The organism is Candidatus Nitrospira neomarina (assembly GCF_032051675.1).
GTDB classification, from domain to species: Bacteria; Nitrospirota; Nitrospiria; order Nitrospirales; family UBA8639; genus Nitrospira_E; species Nitrospira_E neomarina.
This window is the reverse complement of sequence record NZ_CP116968.1, coordinates 4,399,578-4,415,152: the sequence shown is the minus strand read 5'-3', so window position 1 is coordinate 4,415,152 and position 15,575 is coordinate 4,399,578. Positions and strand designations below refer to the sequence as shown.

General features: G+C 49.2%; 11 protein-coding genes. 4 read left to right on the top strand and 7 right to left on the bottom strand.

All coding sequences use genetic code 11. The features are described from left to right. Positions 1 to 164: 164 nt before the first annotated feature. Positions 165 to 527, bottom strand: coding sequence for a hypothetical protein (locus PQG83_RS19165; protein WP_312646489.1), 363 nt, complete (start codon positions 525 to 527; stop codon positions 165 to 167). Positions 528 to 663: 136 nt separating this feature from the next. On the opposite strand from PQG83_RS19165, the gene arsC reads away from it, so the two are divergent. Next, positions 664 to 1,017, top strand: coding sequence for an arsenate reductase (glutaredoxin) (arsC, locus tag PQG83_RS19160; protein ID WP_312744454.1), 354 nt, complete (start codon positions 664 to 666; stop codon positions 1,015 to 1,017). A gap of 28 nt (positions 1,018 to 1,045) precedes the next feature. Here the strand turns inward: arsC and PQG83_RS19155 are convergent, their stop codons facing one another. Then, entirely contained in the window at positions 1,046 to 1,666 is a 621-nt protein-coding gene (locus PQG83_RS19155; RefSeq protein WP_312744452.1) for a DnaJ domain-containing protein, read from the bottom strand. A gap of 255 nt (positions 1,667 to 1,921) precedes the next feature. Between PQG83_RS19155 and PQG83_RS19150 the strand changes: the two genes are divergently transcribed. The 3 genes from PQG83_RS19150 (at position 1,922) to PQG83_RS19140 (ending at position 7,080) form a co-directional block, all read left to right on the top strand. Next, positions 1,922 to 2,428 (top strand): c-type cytochrome, encoded by a 507-nt coding sequence (locus tag PQG83_RS19150; RefSeq protein ID WP_312744450.1) that lies wholly within the window; start codon positions 1,922 to 1,924, stop codon positions 2,426 to 2,428. A gap of 89 nt (positions 2,429 to 2,517) precedes the next feature. Next, positions 2,518 to 6,228: an aldo/keto reductase gene (locus PQG83_RS19145; RefSeq protein ID WP_312744449.1), complete on the top strand. Its 3,711-nt coding sequence runs from the start codon at positions 2,518 to 2,520 to the stop codon at positions 6,226 to 6,228. Positions 6,229 to 6,318: 90 nt separating this feature from the next. Further along, on the top strand, positions 6,319 to 7,080 hold the full coding sequence (locus tag PQG83_RS19140; protein ID WP_312744448.1) for a ZIP family metal transporter: 762 nt from the start codon (positions 6,319 to 6,321) through the stop codon (positions 7,078 to 7,080). 235 nt (positions 7,081 to 7,315) lie between these two features. On the opposite strand, the gene PQG83_RS19135 is transcribed toward PQG83_RS19140, so the two are convergent. The 5 genes from PQG83_RS19135 to ftsH all read right to left on the bottom strand — a co-directional run bounded on the left by PQG83_RS19135 (position 7,316) and on the right by ftsH (position 15,511). Continuing rightward, entirely contained in the window at positions 7,316 to 8,044 is a 729-nt protein-coding gene (locus PQG83_RS19135; RefSeq protein ID WP_312744446.1) for a pentapeptide repeat-containing protein, read from the bottom strand. A 264-nt stretch (positions 8,045 to 8,308) separates the two neighbouring features. After that, entirely contained in the window at positions 8,309 to 10,852 is a 2,544-nt protein-coding gene (locus tag PQG83_RS19130) for a DNA internalization-related competence protein ComEC/Rec2 (protein ID WP_312744445.1), read from the bottom strand. A gap of 79 nt (positions 10,853 to 10,931) precedes the next feature. Next, positions 10,932 to 12,281 carry a phosphoglucosamine mutase gene (gene glmM, locus PQG83_RS19125; protein WP_312744443.1) on the bottom strand — a complete coding sequence of 450 codons (1,350 nt, stop codon included), beginning with the start codon at positions 12,279 to 12,281 and terminating at the stop codon, positions 10,932 to 10,934. A 192-nt stretch (positions 12,282 to 12,473) separates the two neighbouring features. After that, positions 12,474 to 13,262, bottom strand: a complete 789-nt coding sequence (gene folP, locus PQG83_RS19120; protein WP_312744441.1) for a dihydropteroate synthase — start codon at positions 13,260 to 13,262, stop codon at positions 12,474 to 12,476. A gap of 431 nt (positions 13,263 to 13,693) precedes the next feature. Continuing rightward, positions 13,694 to 15,511, bottom strand: coding sequence for an ATP-dependent zinc metalloprotease FtsH (gene ftsH, locus PQG83_RS19115; RefSeq protein ID WP_312646477.1), 1,818 nt, complete (start codon positions 15,509 to 15,511; stop codon positions 13,694 to 13,696). Positions 15,512 to 15,575 lie beyond the last annotated feature (64 nt).

The following is a 15,575-nucleotide window of genomic DNA, read 5'->3' as shown; positions in this document are numbered from 1 at the left end:
AGCTTTTTAGCCTGGCTAATCTGAAATTTCATTTCATGTATTCATCAGGACAGTCTGCCCGTACTTAATCAAACAAAAATAGACGATTGGATAAAACAAAGGAAAAAAAACGGAAAACGGTTAGTCAACCAATCTGCAGGGAAGCCTCTAATTTCAATAGAAACTTATGGTGCACACTCGGGACATTCTTTCCGCTCCACAGGGGCATAAAATTCAGATGCGGTGAGAGGAAAAACTTGATCGCACGTTTCGCAATAGCGAATTTCAAAAAAAGGCACGCCTTCCTCGTTGATCTCGCACGGCAACAATAAATCAATGGGATCGAATCCTAGGGATTTTTCATCGGGAAACTTGACCACTGCAAGGCGAACATTAAAAAATTCAAATACTCCTTCCTTGCCCTTATACCGATCTTCATGACCCATCACATACACAGGCTGACCTTTACGTTTAATCCGAAGATCCTTTAAGGTTCGCTCGGTCTCAGATGCACAAAAAAAGTCTTGAGCTGGGTTTGGCTCGCTCATTCTGGCAAAATCCCTCTGTCATATGTATACATCAGACTGATCCTTCCGCTAATAGCTGGACCAGCTTGTAGCATGGCCCCAAAAAGGAGGTCAAGGCAGATGGAATTGACAGACCAATCACAAAGGAGGCGTATGTATGGCTGACATCCTCATTTATCACAAACCAACCTGTTCCACCTGCCGACAGGTCATCAAATTAGTGGAGGAAAGCGGGCAACCCTTTACGACCATTAACTATTACGAAAAAACTTTTTCTAAATCCACGCTCAAAGGGCTACTCAAAAAAGCAGGGATTAAATCGTCGGAAATCATCCGTAAAAAGGAAGAGATCTACAAAAAGCTGAACTTACAAGACTCAGAATTCACCGATGATGAATTATTAGATATCCTCATCAAACATCCGGATCTCATCCAGCGTCCTCTGGTCCAAAAAGGGGACCAAGTAATCCTCGCCCGCCCTCCGGAAACCGTCTCCAAAATTCTTAATTAAGCTCTTTCTGTAAGAGGCGGGCCATTGGTCAAAATGGCCGCTGGATAGAATCTGAGGCCGTACTGCCAAAATAGTCGGTTTTGAGAAACTGATAGGCTTCGATAATACGCCGCAGTTCCGGCTCGGAACTGCGGTCGCCTTGCCGAATATCAGGATGGATCTTCTTCGCCCGCTCTCGAAAGGCTCGAGTCACCACTGGCAAAGGACTTCCAAATTCAACACCAAGCACTTCATAGGCTTGGACAGACGAACGAATTTCTCCACGAACCGAAGTGGGCTCTCCCTCTCCGCCGCCGCCGCCAGCAGCCTTGAAAAAATTAAAAAGATTGATTTTGTGCCTTCGACGGCGAGGACGCTGTCTGATCTCACTTTCAAACTCTTCAAACCGGTCCTCAATAAATTCCAAGCGCGATTCCAAGCGCTGGGCCGTAGTCAATTCGGTAATCTCCTCCAACTCCCCCTCAACCAGCCCCAACATCCGATCAACCTCGATCAACCCCTGCTCAACATGCAAATAGGCCTCTGTCCGTTCTTGAAACATCGTTTCAATAGCGAAGTCCAAGCTTTGCTCAGATTGATCACGAAGCTTAGCAATCCGCCGACTCATGCCAGCCACAAATTTCCGACGATTGTGTTCATTTAACGCCATAAAGCCAATGCTCAAGAAAAATTTGGGGCTAATTGTACCACAACTGGCCACCATGGAAGGATGTTTGATATGACTTAAAAGGGAGGCCCCCAATTGAAAATAGTTAATAAATAGCTGAGTTTGCCCCCCAGCTTGATGATTGGTATCCTGATGACCTTTGTGAACCCTTGAAAAGCTTAAGATATAAGGAACACGAGTTATCTCCCAAGTATTTAACTTTTTTCAGTTTCCCAAGTCTTATGGAAGGAGGGTTTCATGAATCACTACCTGCTTATTTTGGGAAGTAGCTTTCTTCTCTCCATCATCCTTACGCCAACAGCCTGGTCAGTCAACCCTGCCGGCTATGGCAGCGCAGGTGGTGAATTCAACATCAAAATCTCCAGGGTCCCTTCGAATGAGATAGCCAAAGCCAAATCGGCAAAACCTCCCATTGAGCCCACTTCGGAAATCCTTGCCGAAGGAAAGGAAATCTTTCTGGGACGTGGAGGCTGTATTAGTTGTCATGGGGCCGAAGGAAAAGGAAATGGGCCCGCCGCAAAAAACCTTCCCATTCAACCGAGAAATTTTACCAACCCGAAGTTTAACACCTATCGAACACCGGGTGAAATGATGTGGGTCCTCAAAAACGGAAGCATGGGACAGACAGGCCGGGTCCCTGGAACGGGAATGCTTCCGGTTGTCCAGCCCAAGGGTTTCATTTCGGAGGAAGATGGATGGAAGGTGTTGCTGTATGAACGAAGTCTGGGAGAACAACAACCATAATGCTTTTTCCCCAAACGTCAGAATTATTTCAAAATACAACGCCTCTATTATTATTTATTATCCTACATCATGGTGAGTGAAAAGCCTTTATGTCTGAATCCACAGCAGAACGCCAACCCAATCGTCTGAGTCACGAAACCAGCCCTTATCTTCTTCAACATGCCTACAACCCGGTAGATTGGTTCCCCTGGGGAGAAGAGGCGCTGAATCTAGCAAAAAAAGAAAATAAGCCTATCTTGCTCTCCATAGGCTATTCAGCCTGCCATTGGTGCCACGTAATGGAGCGGGAATCCTTTGAAAATCAGGCCATCGCGGATCTGATGAACCGCTACTTTGTGAATATTAAAGTGGACAGGGAAGAACGTCCGGATTTGGATGAAATCTATATGCAGGCCACGACTGCCATGAACCAGGGGCACGGCGGATGGCCCATGACCGTATTTCTCACCCCTGATCAGGAACCCATTTTTGCGGGAACCTATTTTCCTCCCACCGACCGCTATGGTCGTCCGGGATTCGGATCAATTCTGACAAACATTGGAGAGGGGTGGAAGAAAGATCAAGCCAACATCACCCAACAAGCCAGTCGATTCACCTCACGCCTGCGAAACGCCCTGGAACCCGCATCTCCCCTTGCCGTTGGTGCAGCCGAAATTGAAGATGCCGTCAAGCAATATGCCCGTGATTTTGACGCACGTTACGGGGGATTTGGACGTGCACCCAAATTTCCACCTGCCACCGGCCTCTCCTTTCTCCTGCGCCAATATCACTGGAGTCGAGAGAAGAAAATACTCTCCATGGTCACCAAAACCCTGGATGGGATGGCCGAAGGCGGACTGTATGATCATATCGGTGGAGGATTTGCTCGCTACTCCACCGATGACGAATGGTTAGCCCCGCATTTTGAAAAAATGCTGTATGACAACGCCCTCCTTGCACGGACATACGTTGAAGCGTTTCAAGTCACAGGGGAGAATCGATACCGCCAGGTCGCCACAGAGACCTTAGATTACATTTTGCGTGAAATGACCGCACCGGAAGGTGGTTTTTATTCAGCCACCGATGCGGACAGCGAAGGAGTAGAAGGCAAGTTTTTCGTGTGGACGCCGGACCAGATACGTGAAATTCTGACAAACGAACAAGACGCCACCCGCTTCTGCGCATATTACGACATCACGGATGAAGGCAATTGGGAACACACCAACATCCCACGCACAAAAAAATCACTAAAATCGGTAGCGGAGGAATTGGGCTGTTCCCCTGAAGACTTACGCGAGACCATCATGCGTGCAAAACCAATCGTATACCAGGCTCGTCTGAAACGTGTACCACCGGGACTCGATGACAAAATCATTACCGCCTGGAATGGCATGATGATCGGGACGATGGCGGAAGCCGGTCGAGTTTTCAACCATGAACCGTATCTGGATGGTGCCATCCGGGCCGCCGATTTCCTGCTGACCACGCTTTCACGGCCTGAAAGCCGGCTCTGGCGTACCTATCGGGCGGGGCACGCTCACCTCAATGCCTGCTTGGAGGATTATGCCTATGCGGCCGAGGCGATGATCGATGTCTATGAAGCGACGGGGCTTGAACGGTATCTCCATGAAGGAGTCTCATTAGCGGAACGCCTCATTGAAGACTTTGAAGATCGAGACCATGGAGGATTCTTTACCACAGCCGCCGATCATGAGGCCTTAATTATCCGGGGGCGGGAAGGCGCGGATGGCGCAACTCCCAGTGGAAATGCGGTAGCCGCATCGGCGTTAGCCCGCTTATCCTTTCACGGTGATCGCGAAGACTTTCGGAAAGCCGCGACCAATGCTATTCGTGCCTATGGACAGCAAATCGGTCAGGTGCCACGGGGATTTCCCAAAAGTCTTATGGTTGTCGATCTTTTATTACGAGGCCCGGTGGAATTGGCTCTCGTGGGATCTCCCGCAGACAAGGGATATGGCCAACTCCGCACGGCGGTCAATGCGTGTTTCGTACCGTATCGCATTTTGGCCTATCGGCAAGAGCTGGAGGCTGAAACCCCTCATCCTCTGTTAACTGGGAAAACCCTGGTCAATGGGCAAGCCGCGCTCTACGTCTGTAAAAACTTTGCCTGCCAGGCTCCGATTACCGATCCTCAAGAGGCAATTGACGTATTGACCTATCCTCAGGGAACCATCACCTCACCAGACCCACCCTTGCAAGCACTGACCAGCCAGGGGCTTTCCGGACATGCCACTCCTCAAGGGACGGGGCAGTACGTGGCCAGAATCCTGGCCAGCCCCCAGGATTCTGGCCCTTCCTCTCATGGATATACGTCTTTGGGTTCAACCGGATTGACCACCTCTCGCATAGGCTTTGGTGGTTACCGGATCAACCTTGGAGTGGAAGACCACCGAAAGGCTCTTGAAAAGTCTTTACAGGGCGGGTGCAACCTGATCGATACGTCCACCAATTATGCCGACGGTGGAAGCGAACGCTTGGTGGGTGTTGTACTCAAGGATCTCATCGCGAAAGAGGTTGTCTCCCGTGATGAAGTCATCGTGGTTTCGAAAATCGGCTATGTGCAGGGAAATAATCTTACGCGCGCTGAGACCAGAGAACAAGCCGGCAAACCATTTCCCGAGATGGTCAAATATGGCGAAGGCATCTGGCATTGCCTCCATCCTTCGTTTCTAGAAGAACAACTCATTCTGTCCCTTGATCGCTTGGGACTGGAAACCCTGGATATCTGCCTCCTGCACAATCCAGAATATTTTCTATCCGATGCCAAGAACAGGAATTTGTCGATTGATCCCATCAGACTTGAAGATCTCCGGCAGGAGTTTTATCGCCGCCTGCAACAGGCATTTTCTTATCTGGAGACACAAATCGCTGCAGGCAGGTTGCAATACTATGGAGTCTCCTCCAACACCTGCACGGCCAAACCCGATAATCCCGAAGCCACCTCACTCTCTCGCATGCTCAAGGCCGCTGAGGCTGCCGCGAAGCACGCCGGCATTCCGCACCATCATTTTCGAATACTGCAACTCCCGATGAATGTGTTTGAATCGGGAGCTCTGCTCACGCCCAATACCGGCCCCGAACAGACGCAAACGGTCTTGGCATTTGCCCAGGAAGCCAACATTGCTGTCCTGGTGAACCGGCCTTTGAATGCCATTCCTGGAAAAGGCGGAGGGATGATCCGACTCGCAGACCCTCAGATCGAAATTTCCAATACAAACTTTGATGCCCAACAACCAAAAGTCGCCGCGCTGGAACACGACTACAAGCAGGTGTTAGCACCCCAGGTCCCTAAACCCGAAAAAGGAGCTGCTCCGCTGGACTATTTCAACTGGGCCGAAGAACTGAAACGAATTCGTCTCTCTATCCAAAATCTTGAGCACTGGGACCAAATTGAATCTCAAACGATTGCCCCACATGCCAATCAGGTCTTCCAACTGCTTACCCGACATTTCGCCGGCAAACAGGAAGAGGAACAAATATGGGAATCGTGGCGCGATCGCTATGTCCCTGAACTCGTCTCCCTCCTTAAGGTCATGCGCATGGAGGCCGCACAAAAAAGTGCCAAGAAACTCTCTGAAATTCGAAAGCTCATTGACCCCCTCATACCAGAATCCAAAAGGGAAGAACCCTTTGCCCGTATAGCCCTCTGGGCGGTTGCCAGTATCCCAGGTGTAACCTGTGTGCTCAACGGCATGCGACATCCTGTTTATGTGGATGACTCACTATCCATTCTGAAATGGGAAGTGCTCTCTCAACCCCGAACACTATTTGAAACTATCCATACATCCGAGGTTCCCTGATACGTCATGCCATATTAATTATTTATAATTTGAAAATGAAACCAAGTTTCATTATTGCCAACAAACTATAATATTTGATAGGTTTATCTTATGGAAACAATCGGATCATTAATCGGTCTAGGTGCCATTGCAGGGGTTTTCCCGATTTATCTTGGCATCGCATTGGCCTTAATAGTTGCAAAGGCCTTGAGCAGGACTTGGGAAGGCTATTTAACAGGAATCGCCACCGGCGTACTGGTGTATCTCTTTTTTGACCTCATGCACGAGGCCGTGGAATTCACGGGCGCGACTGACGTCCTTTCGTGGGTCGCCTTTCTCGGAAGCCTGTTGATCGGGTTTGTGGGATTGGTCCTCATTGAGCAGCGCCAGCAGGGTCGGAACCGGACAGAGCCATCCAAGCTATTCCTCCCCTACATGATTGCACTCGGAATGGGCCTACATAATTTGGGTGAAGGCCTGGCGATCGGCGCTGCCTACATGCAGGGCGAATGGGTTTTAAGCGGGGTCCTCATTATGGGCTTCGCTCTTCACAATGGGACAGAAGGATTTGCCATCATCGGCTCGGCTGGAAAATCAAGGCCGAGCTTCAAAGATATCATTTTGATGGGATTGCTGGCAGGTCTGCCAACTTGTCTGGGAACTTTAATCAGCGGATTCGCGGTGTCTCACTATTTTACCATCATGTTTTTTGCGTTAGCCGCGGGCTCGCTGTTATACGTAATCTTTTCTCTTACTACGATCTTCTATACCGCCACCCGCCGGGTCCAGTCGGCCTATGGGGTCTTCACCGGTATCAGTCTCATGTTCCTCACGGCCATGTTTCTGCAGATCGTCAGCGGCATCCGCACATAAGAAGGCGATAACAGGCTGAATTCTAGGACTCCCGGAAATTTAGGGCGGCCAAGAGTTCGCTGCACGTCCTCCTGAACAATTACCCTCTTTCTTTTTACACAAGAAAGAGCGAGTCTCTTCTTCTTAGATTAGGATAACAATTCCCGTTTTCCGATATTGGCATGATCTTTCTCGCCTCCATCCGAAATTCTCCCTCACAATTGAAAATTTCTTACCATTTCACAAAGTTTCTTAACTAATCCTCCCCACATACATGAGGATACTCCCTTAAAAGCTGTGCATAGATTGACGGGTCAAGTCGAGCCTGCCGCAACGATCTGGCTTTTGACAATTGTAGGAGAGTCATGTTGTACAGGTCCTGAAGATTAGCTTCCTGCAAATTCACCTGAATCAGTGAAGCCTGCTCAACATTCGCACCCCCTAAATTCGCTTGCTTGAGATTAGCCTGCGCCAAATCAGCACGACCAATATTGGCGCTAGCAAGATTCGCCTGGCTCAGGTTTGCCTCTCGCAGCTTACATCCCTCCAAATTGGCTTCAATGAGTTTTGCGCCTTGCAAATTGGCCAAGAGAAGATTCGCTTCAGTCAGATTCGCTTCGGTGAGATCTGCCCCTGTTAAATCCGTTTTGGCGAGATGTGCCCGCTCAAGATTCGCCCGTATGAGTATGGCCCGAAGAAGATCCGCGTCACTCACATTCGCATTTTCCAAGTTCGCGCCGGTCAAATTTGTTTCCAACAAACTGGACTCAGTCAAATTAGCCCCGGACAATATGGCACCTGAAAGATCCGCGTGATTGAAATTGACATCTTGCAAGTTGGCACCGGCCAAATCGACACAGGACAATTCCAGTCTGGAAAAGTTTCCCCCACTCAAATCTATGCGAATGGAAGGATTGGCTTTTCTCCATGCATTCCAGACATTTACCCCCGCCTTGATGAGCTTCAATTGCTCTTGATTCGCCATGAGACTCCTTTACTGACAATAACCGATCTTGATAAATATTTTATCTGTGGCTGACACATCTGTCCCCGACAGTGGCTGACAACGTTGATACAAAATTTGACACAACACTCTTCCTCATATGTGGGAATAGACCATCCCCTGCACCAGTTATCGAATACGGCAACTTTATCGTAAAATGTCCACGACAGATTCGCAATGTGGCGAAAAGGCCAATGGGAAGGAAGACCCCGAGGTCCACATGGCAGGTTATAGGAAAAACCCTTTTTATCGATTCCATACTCGAGTCCAATTGCCCCATTCCTCTTCCCACATACGCGGGCCGGCTTGAACCTGGAGCAGACTCCCCTCCCTCGCTGTTCGCACGATCATGTCGTCTGATCCGAGATGTGCGATGAACCAGACCGCTCCATCGCGATCAGTTCGGTATACAGGAAGGCCTCGCTGTTTATAGGCATCCAACACCTCAGGAGCTGGATGTCCATACCGGTTATGGACGCCCACCGAAACAACCATCGCCTCAGCTTGAAGGCGATTCACCCATTCACGATGCAGAGAACTTTTCGCTCCATGATGCGGTACTTTCACGATGCGGGCAGAAAGACCACTAGAAACCTGCAGCAATTCATTCAGAGATTGCTGTTCCGCATCGGCCGTGAACAAAAATGAATGCAGCCCGCATTCGAGTCTGGTGACGAGCGATCGATTATTAAGATCTTTTCCACTAGACACTGTCCAGGAAACATTTTGCTCCGTCCCTTGGCGAGGGGAAGGATTCAGCACAATCAGCGAGCAAGGTCCTGGGCTGACAATGACAGTTCCTGCTGTGCTTGTCTGTTCCTGAAGTCCGGCAGATTTCACCGCCAGGTGGAGACGAGAAAAAAACCGTTCAGGGCGAGAGATGCCATTATCCCAATATTGTCCCACCTCGAACGTATCCAACACCCACGGCAGGCCACCCACATGATCCCATTGCGGATGCGTTGCAACCACATGATCCAGCCTTCGGATACCCCGATTCCAGAGATACGGTCCGATGACCGCCCGTCCCATATCCAAGCGTCGGTAGGAAGGTCCACCATCGATCAAAACGGTTTGACCGTCGGGTAATTCAATGAGGGTGGCATCACCTTGTCCCACATCCAGGAACGTGACTCGTACGGTTCCTGGATCCCACCCTGTGCGCGGGGACCATCCCCACCACAGAAGGATCGCGAGCAGGATTGTGCCACACCCCCATCGGATCAGCTGCCGATGCCACATAGCCACAACCACGGCCAACAGTCCCCAAAAGACGATCATCGAACTCAAGCTCGGCGATGCAACATACCAGGCCGCTCCGGGAACATGTGAGAGTATCATCACCACCTGCGCGAGCCAGTCGAAGGCCCATTGATTCAGACTGGCCAAAGGAAGAATTCCTCCTCCCCCCACTAAGACCATCATCCCTGACAACAAACCCAGAGGAATCATTATCGTGCCGACGAAGGGCACAATCACCATATTTGCCAATAACCCCAGCCACGGTATTTGATGAAAGTCATGGGCGACCAAAGGCAAGGTGGTCAAGCTGACTGCGAGGGTCATCAGCCAGGCTAGCACGACCTTTTGCCAGAAACCCAAGAGCCATGTCGGTTTTTCTGTTGGGAAGGCTGCATCTAATCCGGATAGATTGGATTCTTTTTCTTTCCGGGCCTGAACCACGAGGGCAATTGCAGCAACTGAGAGATATGATAACTGGAAAGAAATATCCCGAATCGCCTCCGGATGCGGCAATACCATAAGAAGCGCGGCTAGCGCTAACGCCGTCACCAGATTGCGTTCCCTTCCCAACCATATGCCGGCACAACATACCACGATCATGATCCATGAGCGGACCGTTGCCATTTCCGCTCCCGCCAGCAAGGTATAAAACGAGACGGCCGGCAATGTGATTAGGACCGCAAACCGTGTAGCGGTGAGTCGTAACGAGAGTTGTTCCAGCCAAACCGTCGGTAACTGGCGCAGGCTCCATCGTGCTCCGGCAAAAATCAACAAGGCCAATAACCCTAAATGAGACCCGGAGATCGAGAGAATATGCACGGTTCCGCTGGCCATAAAAGCGTCCCGAATATCCGACTCAATATAACTTTGCTCTCCCAATACCATCCCTAGGAACAATCCCAATGCAGGATTTGTGAGACTGGAGACCGCCGCATGATGAATCGATTGGCGCCAGCGATCGACCACACCCAATATAAACCCACGGGTGGTCGGCTCTGGGGAGCCCTGAATCCGGATGCCTTCCGGGCCTTGCACGGACGCGACAGCATGAATTCCTTGGCGTTTTAGATATCGTCCATAATGAAATCCGCCAGGGTTCATGGTTCCATAGGGTTCGCGTACTCGGGCCATAAAGGCGACATGATCACCGTAAATTAATGTAGAAGCACCTGGTTCCCGCCAAGTGAGACGGATTCGCCCACGAGCCATCTGCTCTTCTCCCTGTTTCACCATATGGGTCGCCTCCACCAGCAAAATCAGTCCATCCGGGGTCTGCCTGACCGGTGCGACAATAGTTCCTTCAAGGAAGATGGGCTGTGCATCCGCCTCGATAACTAGATTCGAATCCCATTGCGTGGTTGCTGCCCAATAAGCATGGCCGATTCCTCCCACCACAAGGGCAAACAGGATGAATCCGGTCTTTCGAGTTAGGCGTCGGTGTTGTTCAAACCAGGTGAGAATGCACCCAAAAATAAAAAGAGCCCCCAAAAGGGATAGGGGGAAGAAGGTTAGAAACGGGCCCAACCACAGCCCGGTGAGGTAGGACACTACTCCATGGAGTATCACATAGGACAATGCATAGGGTTAATGAAACTCTTTAGCAAGACCGGCGACAGCGGCCTGATCTTTACTGAATGCAGGACTTCACAACTGTGATTAAATCTTCTGCAATCTCCTGAATGACCTGGTTATCTTGACCTTCAACCATCACTCGCAGCAACGGTTCCGTACCGGAATAGCGTACAAGAATCCGTCCGGTTCCATTCATCGCCCGCTCTTTGTCTTGAATAGCCTGCTGTAACTGTGGAAGGCTCTGCAGGTCAGGCTTGTGGGGAACGGTGACCCCCACCAACACTTGAGGGGTAGAATGCATACACATGGCAATTTCCGACAATGGTTTTTGAGCTCGCTTCATCAGCTTCAGCATTTGCAAGCCGGAGATCATTCCATCACCACTCGTATGATAATCCAAAAAGATCATATGGCCGGATTGCTCTCCACCCAGATTAAAATCTTCAGCCACCATTCGCTCCAAGATATATCGATCCCCAACAGCCGTTCGTACCAAATTGATACCAGCCTCTCGCATACAGACCTCAAACCCAAAATTACTCATTACCGTTCCGACCACGGTATTGTGTCGTAACCGGCCTAGCCGTTTAAGGTCAAGAGCAAAAGCCGCCAAGGCATGATCTCCATCCACCACCTGTCCCTTCTCACAGACAAACAAAGCCCGATCCGCATCTCCGTCGAGGGCAATACCGATGTCGGCCTTCCGGTCTCGAACCATCTGCTGTAATCGTTCCGGGTGCACTGCGCCACACCCGTCATTTATATTGAGACCGTCAGGTTCATTGCCCATCACCCAGACTTTCGCGCCTAGTTCATGAATGACCTTTGGAAAAACGTGATACGCTGCTCCATGAGCACAATCCAAGACAATTCGCATATTCTGAAAATCCATTTCACGGGGAAGCGAACGCTTGACGAACTCAATATATCGTCCTTCAGCATCATCAATGCGATAGGCTTTCCCGATGGCGTCAGCGGTCGGTCGAATATGCTCTATTTCATTGGAAAGAATAAGATTTTCGATACGATGTTCCAGTTCATCCGGCAATTTCATCCCGTCATTCGAGAAAAACTTTATGCCATTATCCTGATAGGGATTGTGAGAAGCAGAAATCATCACCCCGGCATCGGCTCTCAAACTACGGGTCATGAACGCAATTGCCGGGGTCGGCAAGGGTCCGACTAATAAGACATCCACACCCATAGAGCACAGTCCGGCAGTTAAGGCAGACTCCAGCATATACCCGGACACACGAGTATCTTTTCCAATGATGATTTTATGTCGTCCATCACGTTTACGAAAAACATGGGCTGCCGCCCGTCCTAATTTCATGGCCATTTCGCTAGTCATCGGATCCAGGTTCGCGACCCCACGCACCCCATCCGTACCGAATAGTTTCCCCATTTGATTCCCTTTTTTTTAGTAATGAACTCAGACCATAAAACAAAATGAATGAGGGAAAATATATGTTGTCGCACCACTCAAAAGCGCATCAAAGGCCTGGAAAGACAATTCAAACAATCCAGGCCAAGCAATTGTCGTAAGCCGGACGAAGCGATGAAAACGCCGCGGGGAGAGATCTTACCACCGACCCTATTACTTGTCGCACAAATTTTGTAAAGCTTGAGCCACCTTAATAGCATCGTGCATGGCCCCCACCTCATGTACCCGTACCATATGTGCTCCCTGCCAGACAGCAGCGGCCACCGCAACAGCATTCCCGAATTCCCGTTTTCCAACCGGCTTTCCCGTTAATGTGCCAATAAAGGCTTTCCGTGACACCCCAATTAAAATAGGGTGTCCCAATGGAAGAAATTCCCCAATGTTACCAAGAATTTTTAAATTATGATCAAGGGTTTTTCCAAACCCGATTCCCGGATCAATCATAATATGATCGGCCGGAATCCCCATCGATCGAGCCATGGAGACCCGTTCAGATAAAAAGTCTTTAATTTCAACTATGACATCATTATATTGCGGGGCATGCTGCATATTTATACTATGCCCTTGCCGGTGCATAAGGACCAACCCCGCTCCGGTTTCTTGAATTAATTGAGCCATTCGAGGATCATCTTGAAGTGCGCTCACATCATTGATGATATCGGCTCCTAGATCCAATGCGGTTCGAGCCACAGCAGCTTTGCGGGTATCAATAGAAATCGGGATATTGGTGAGTTTTCTCAACACGGTCAGAATGGGAGCAATGCGATTTATTTCCTCATCCTTGTCCACATATAACGCTCCAGGCCTCGTCGATTCTCCCCCGATATCAATTACGTCCGCTCCCTCGGCAATCATCTGTTGTGCTCGTTCAATGGCTGCCTCAGGGTTGAGGAAATGTCCATCCTCAGAAAAAGAATCCGGGGTCATATTCAAAATACCCATAATTAAGACCTTTGACCCAATGGGTATTGTCTTTTCCCGGCATCGGATTGCAGAAAAAGTGGAACCAGCGACAGCTGCGGGTTTCATGTGCTTATGCGGTTAACCAACTCATTGTCATGATGGGTTGTAACTATTAAATAGGACTTGCTGCTCTATACATTTCAACAAATTGAACGAGTAGAAAAGCCGCGAATGGACAAAGAAAAGTGGGGGTATGTTTGGTAGAAAAACTCTTAGGGGGGAAGCCCTCACAATAGTGATGGGCCCAATTAACATGCTCTATACCCACGGTGGATAAAGAAACATGATCTCAATGGAAACAAGGGGTTCCAACATTTGATTTTTTCATAAGGGGGTGTATGGAAATAAACCAGCTCAGCTGGAGACGAAAATTCCCTGGCTATCAATTGATGAAAAATTGGGAAATCTCGTTACACTGCTGCAGCTTGCTCAAGCGAAGATGACTGTTGAACAATTTTTTCAATTTCGATGCCGTCTAACACCTCTTTTTCCAACAACGCTTCAGCGATGGCCCGTAATGTATGAATGTGTTCGGTTAGCATCCTGGTTGTTCGTTCATAAGATTCAACTACAAGCCGTTTCACTTCCTTGTCGATTTCTAAAGCCACTTGATCACTAAAATCTCGACGAGAACCAAAATCACGTCCAAGGAAAACTTCTTCGTCTTTTTTCCCAAATGTCAACGGACCTAATTTTTCACTCATACCCCATTCGCAAACCATTTTTCTCGCCAAATCAGTGGCCCGCTCAATATCGTTTCCAGCCCCAGTCGTCACGCTTTTAAATATTAATTCTTCAGCCACGCGTCCCCCAAACAGAATGGAGAGTGTGTTGTACAAAAAGTCCTTCGAGTAACTATGTCGGTCATCGATGGGCAGTTGCATCGTCATGCCCAAAGCCCGCCCCCGAGGGATAATGGTGACCTTATGAACAGGATCCGTTCCTGGTAAGAGTTTCGCCATCAAAGCATGACCAGCCTCATGAAACGCCGTCGTGCGCTTTTCTTCCTCAGTCAGAACCATGCTCTTGCGTTCGACCCCCATTAAGACCTTATCTTTGGCGTTTTCAAAGTCGATTTGGTCAACAGTTTTTTTATCCAGGCGAGCAGCCCACAAGGCGGCTTCGTTAACCAGATTTTCCAAATCAGCCCCGGAGAAACCTGGAGTCCCTCTGGCAATTTGTTCCAAATCCACATCTGACGAGACAGGGACTTTTTTAGTATGAACCTTGAGAATTTCCCCTCTCCCACGAACGTCAGGACGATTCACGACAACTTGCCGATCAAACCGGCCTGGTCTTAACAAGGCAGGGTCCAGCACATCAGGCCTATTGGTCGCCGCAATCAGGATCACGCCTTCCGTGGTATCAAACCCATCCATTTCAACTAATAATTGATTGAGTGTTTGCTCCCGTTCATCATGCCCTCCCCCAAGACCGGCGCCACGCAATCGGCCTACCGCATCGATTTCATCAATAAAAATGATACATGGCGCATGCTTTTTCCCCTGCTCAAAGAGATCTCGAACCCGGGAAGCCCCAACTCCGACAAACATTTCTACAAAATCCGATCCACTAATGCTGAAAAACGGCACACCAGCCTCGCCAGCAATCGCTTTGGCTAACAGGGTTTTTCCCGTACCTGGAGGCCCAACAATCAAGACTCCCTTAGGAATACGCCCCCCTAATTTTTGGAATTTTGCGGGGTCTTTCAGAAAATCAATGATTTCCACCACTTCCTCTTTTGCCTCATCCACCCCCGCGACATCCGCAAACGTAATTTTTTTCTTCTCCTCGGTCAGAAGGCGGGCACGGCTTTTCCCAAAGGACAGAGCCCGGTTGCCGCCCATCTGCATTTGACGCATCAGGAAAAACCACAATCCCAAAAAGAGTACAAATGGTCCCCAGGAGAGCAGGAAGGTGATGTACCAGGGATTATCTTCAGGTGGTTTGGCTTCAATTTGTACGGATTTTTCCTGCAAAACCTTAACCAGGTCTGGATACTCAACCGAATAGGTTTGGATCCGGGTACCATCTTTCAAAATCGCACTGATATTATTGTTCTTGATGATAACTCGTTCAACATCCCCTTTTTCCAAGTGAGCCATAAAGTCACTAAAGATGACGGGATCTTCAGGATGCTGATTGGGCACCGTAAAGAGATTGAACAACAAAATCATGAACAAACAGACAAACACCCAAAACAGTAAGTTTTTCACCCGAGAATTCATACCGAGGGTAACCCCCTTAGCAATTCAAATGTCATAAAGAGCCGTAACGTCCAGCCATTAGCTT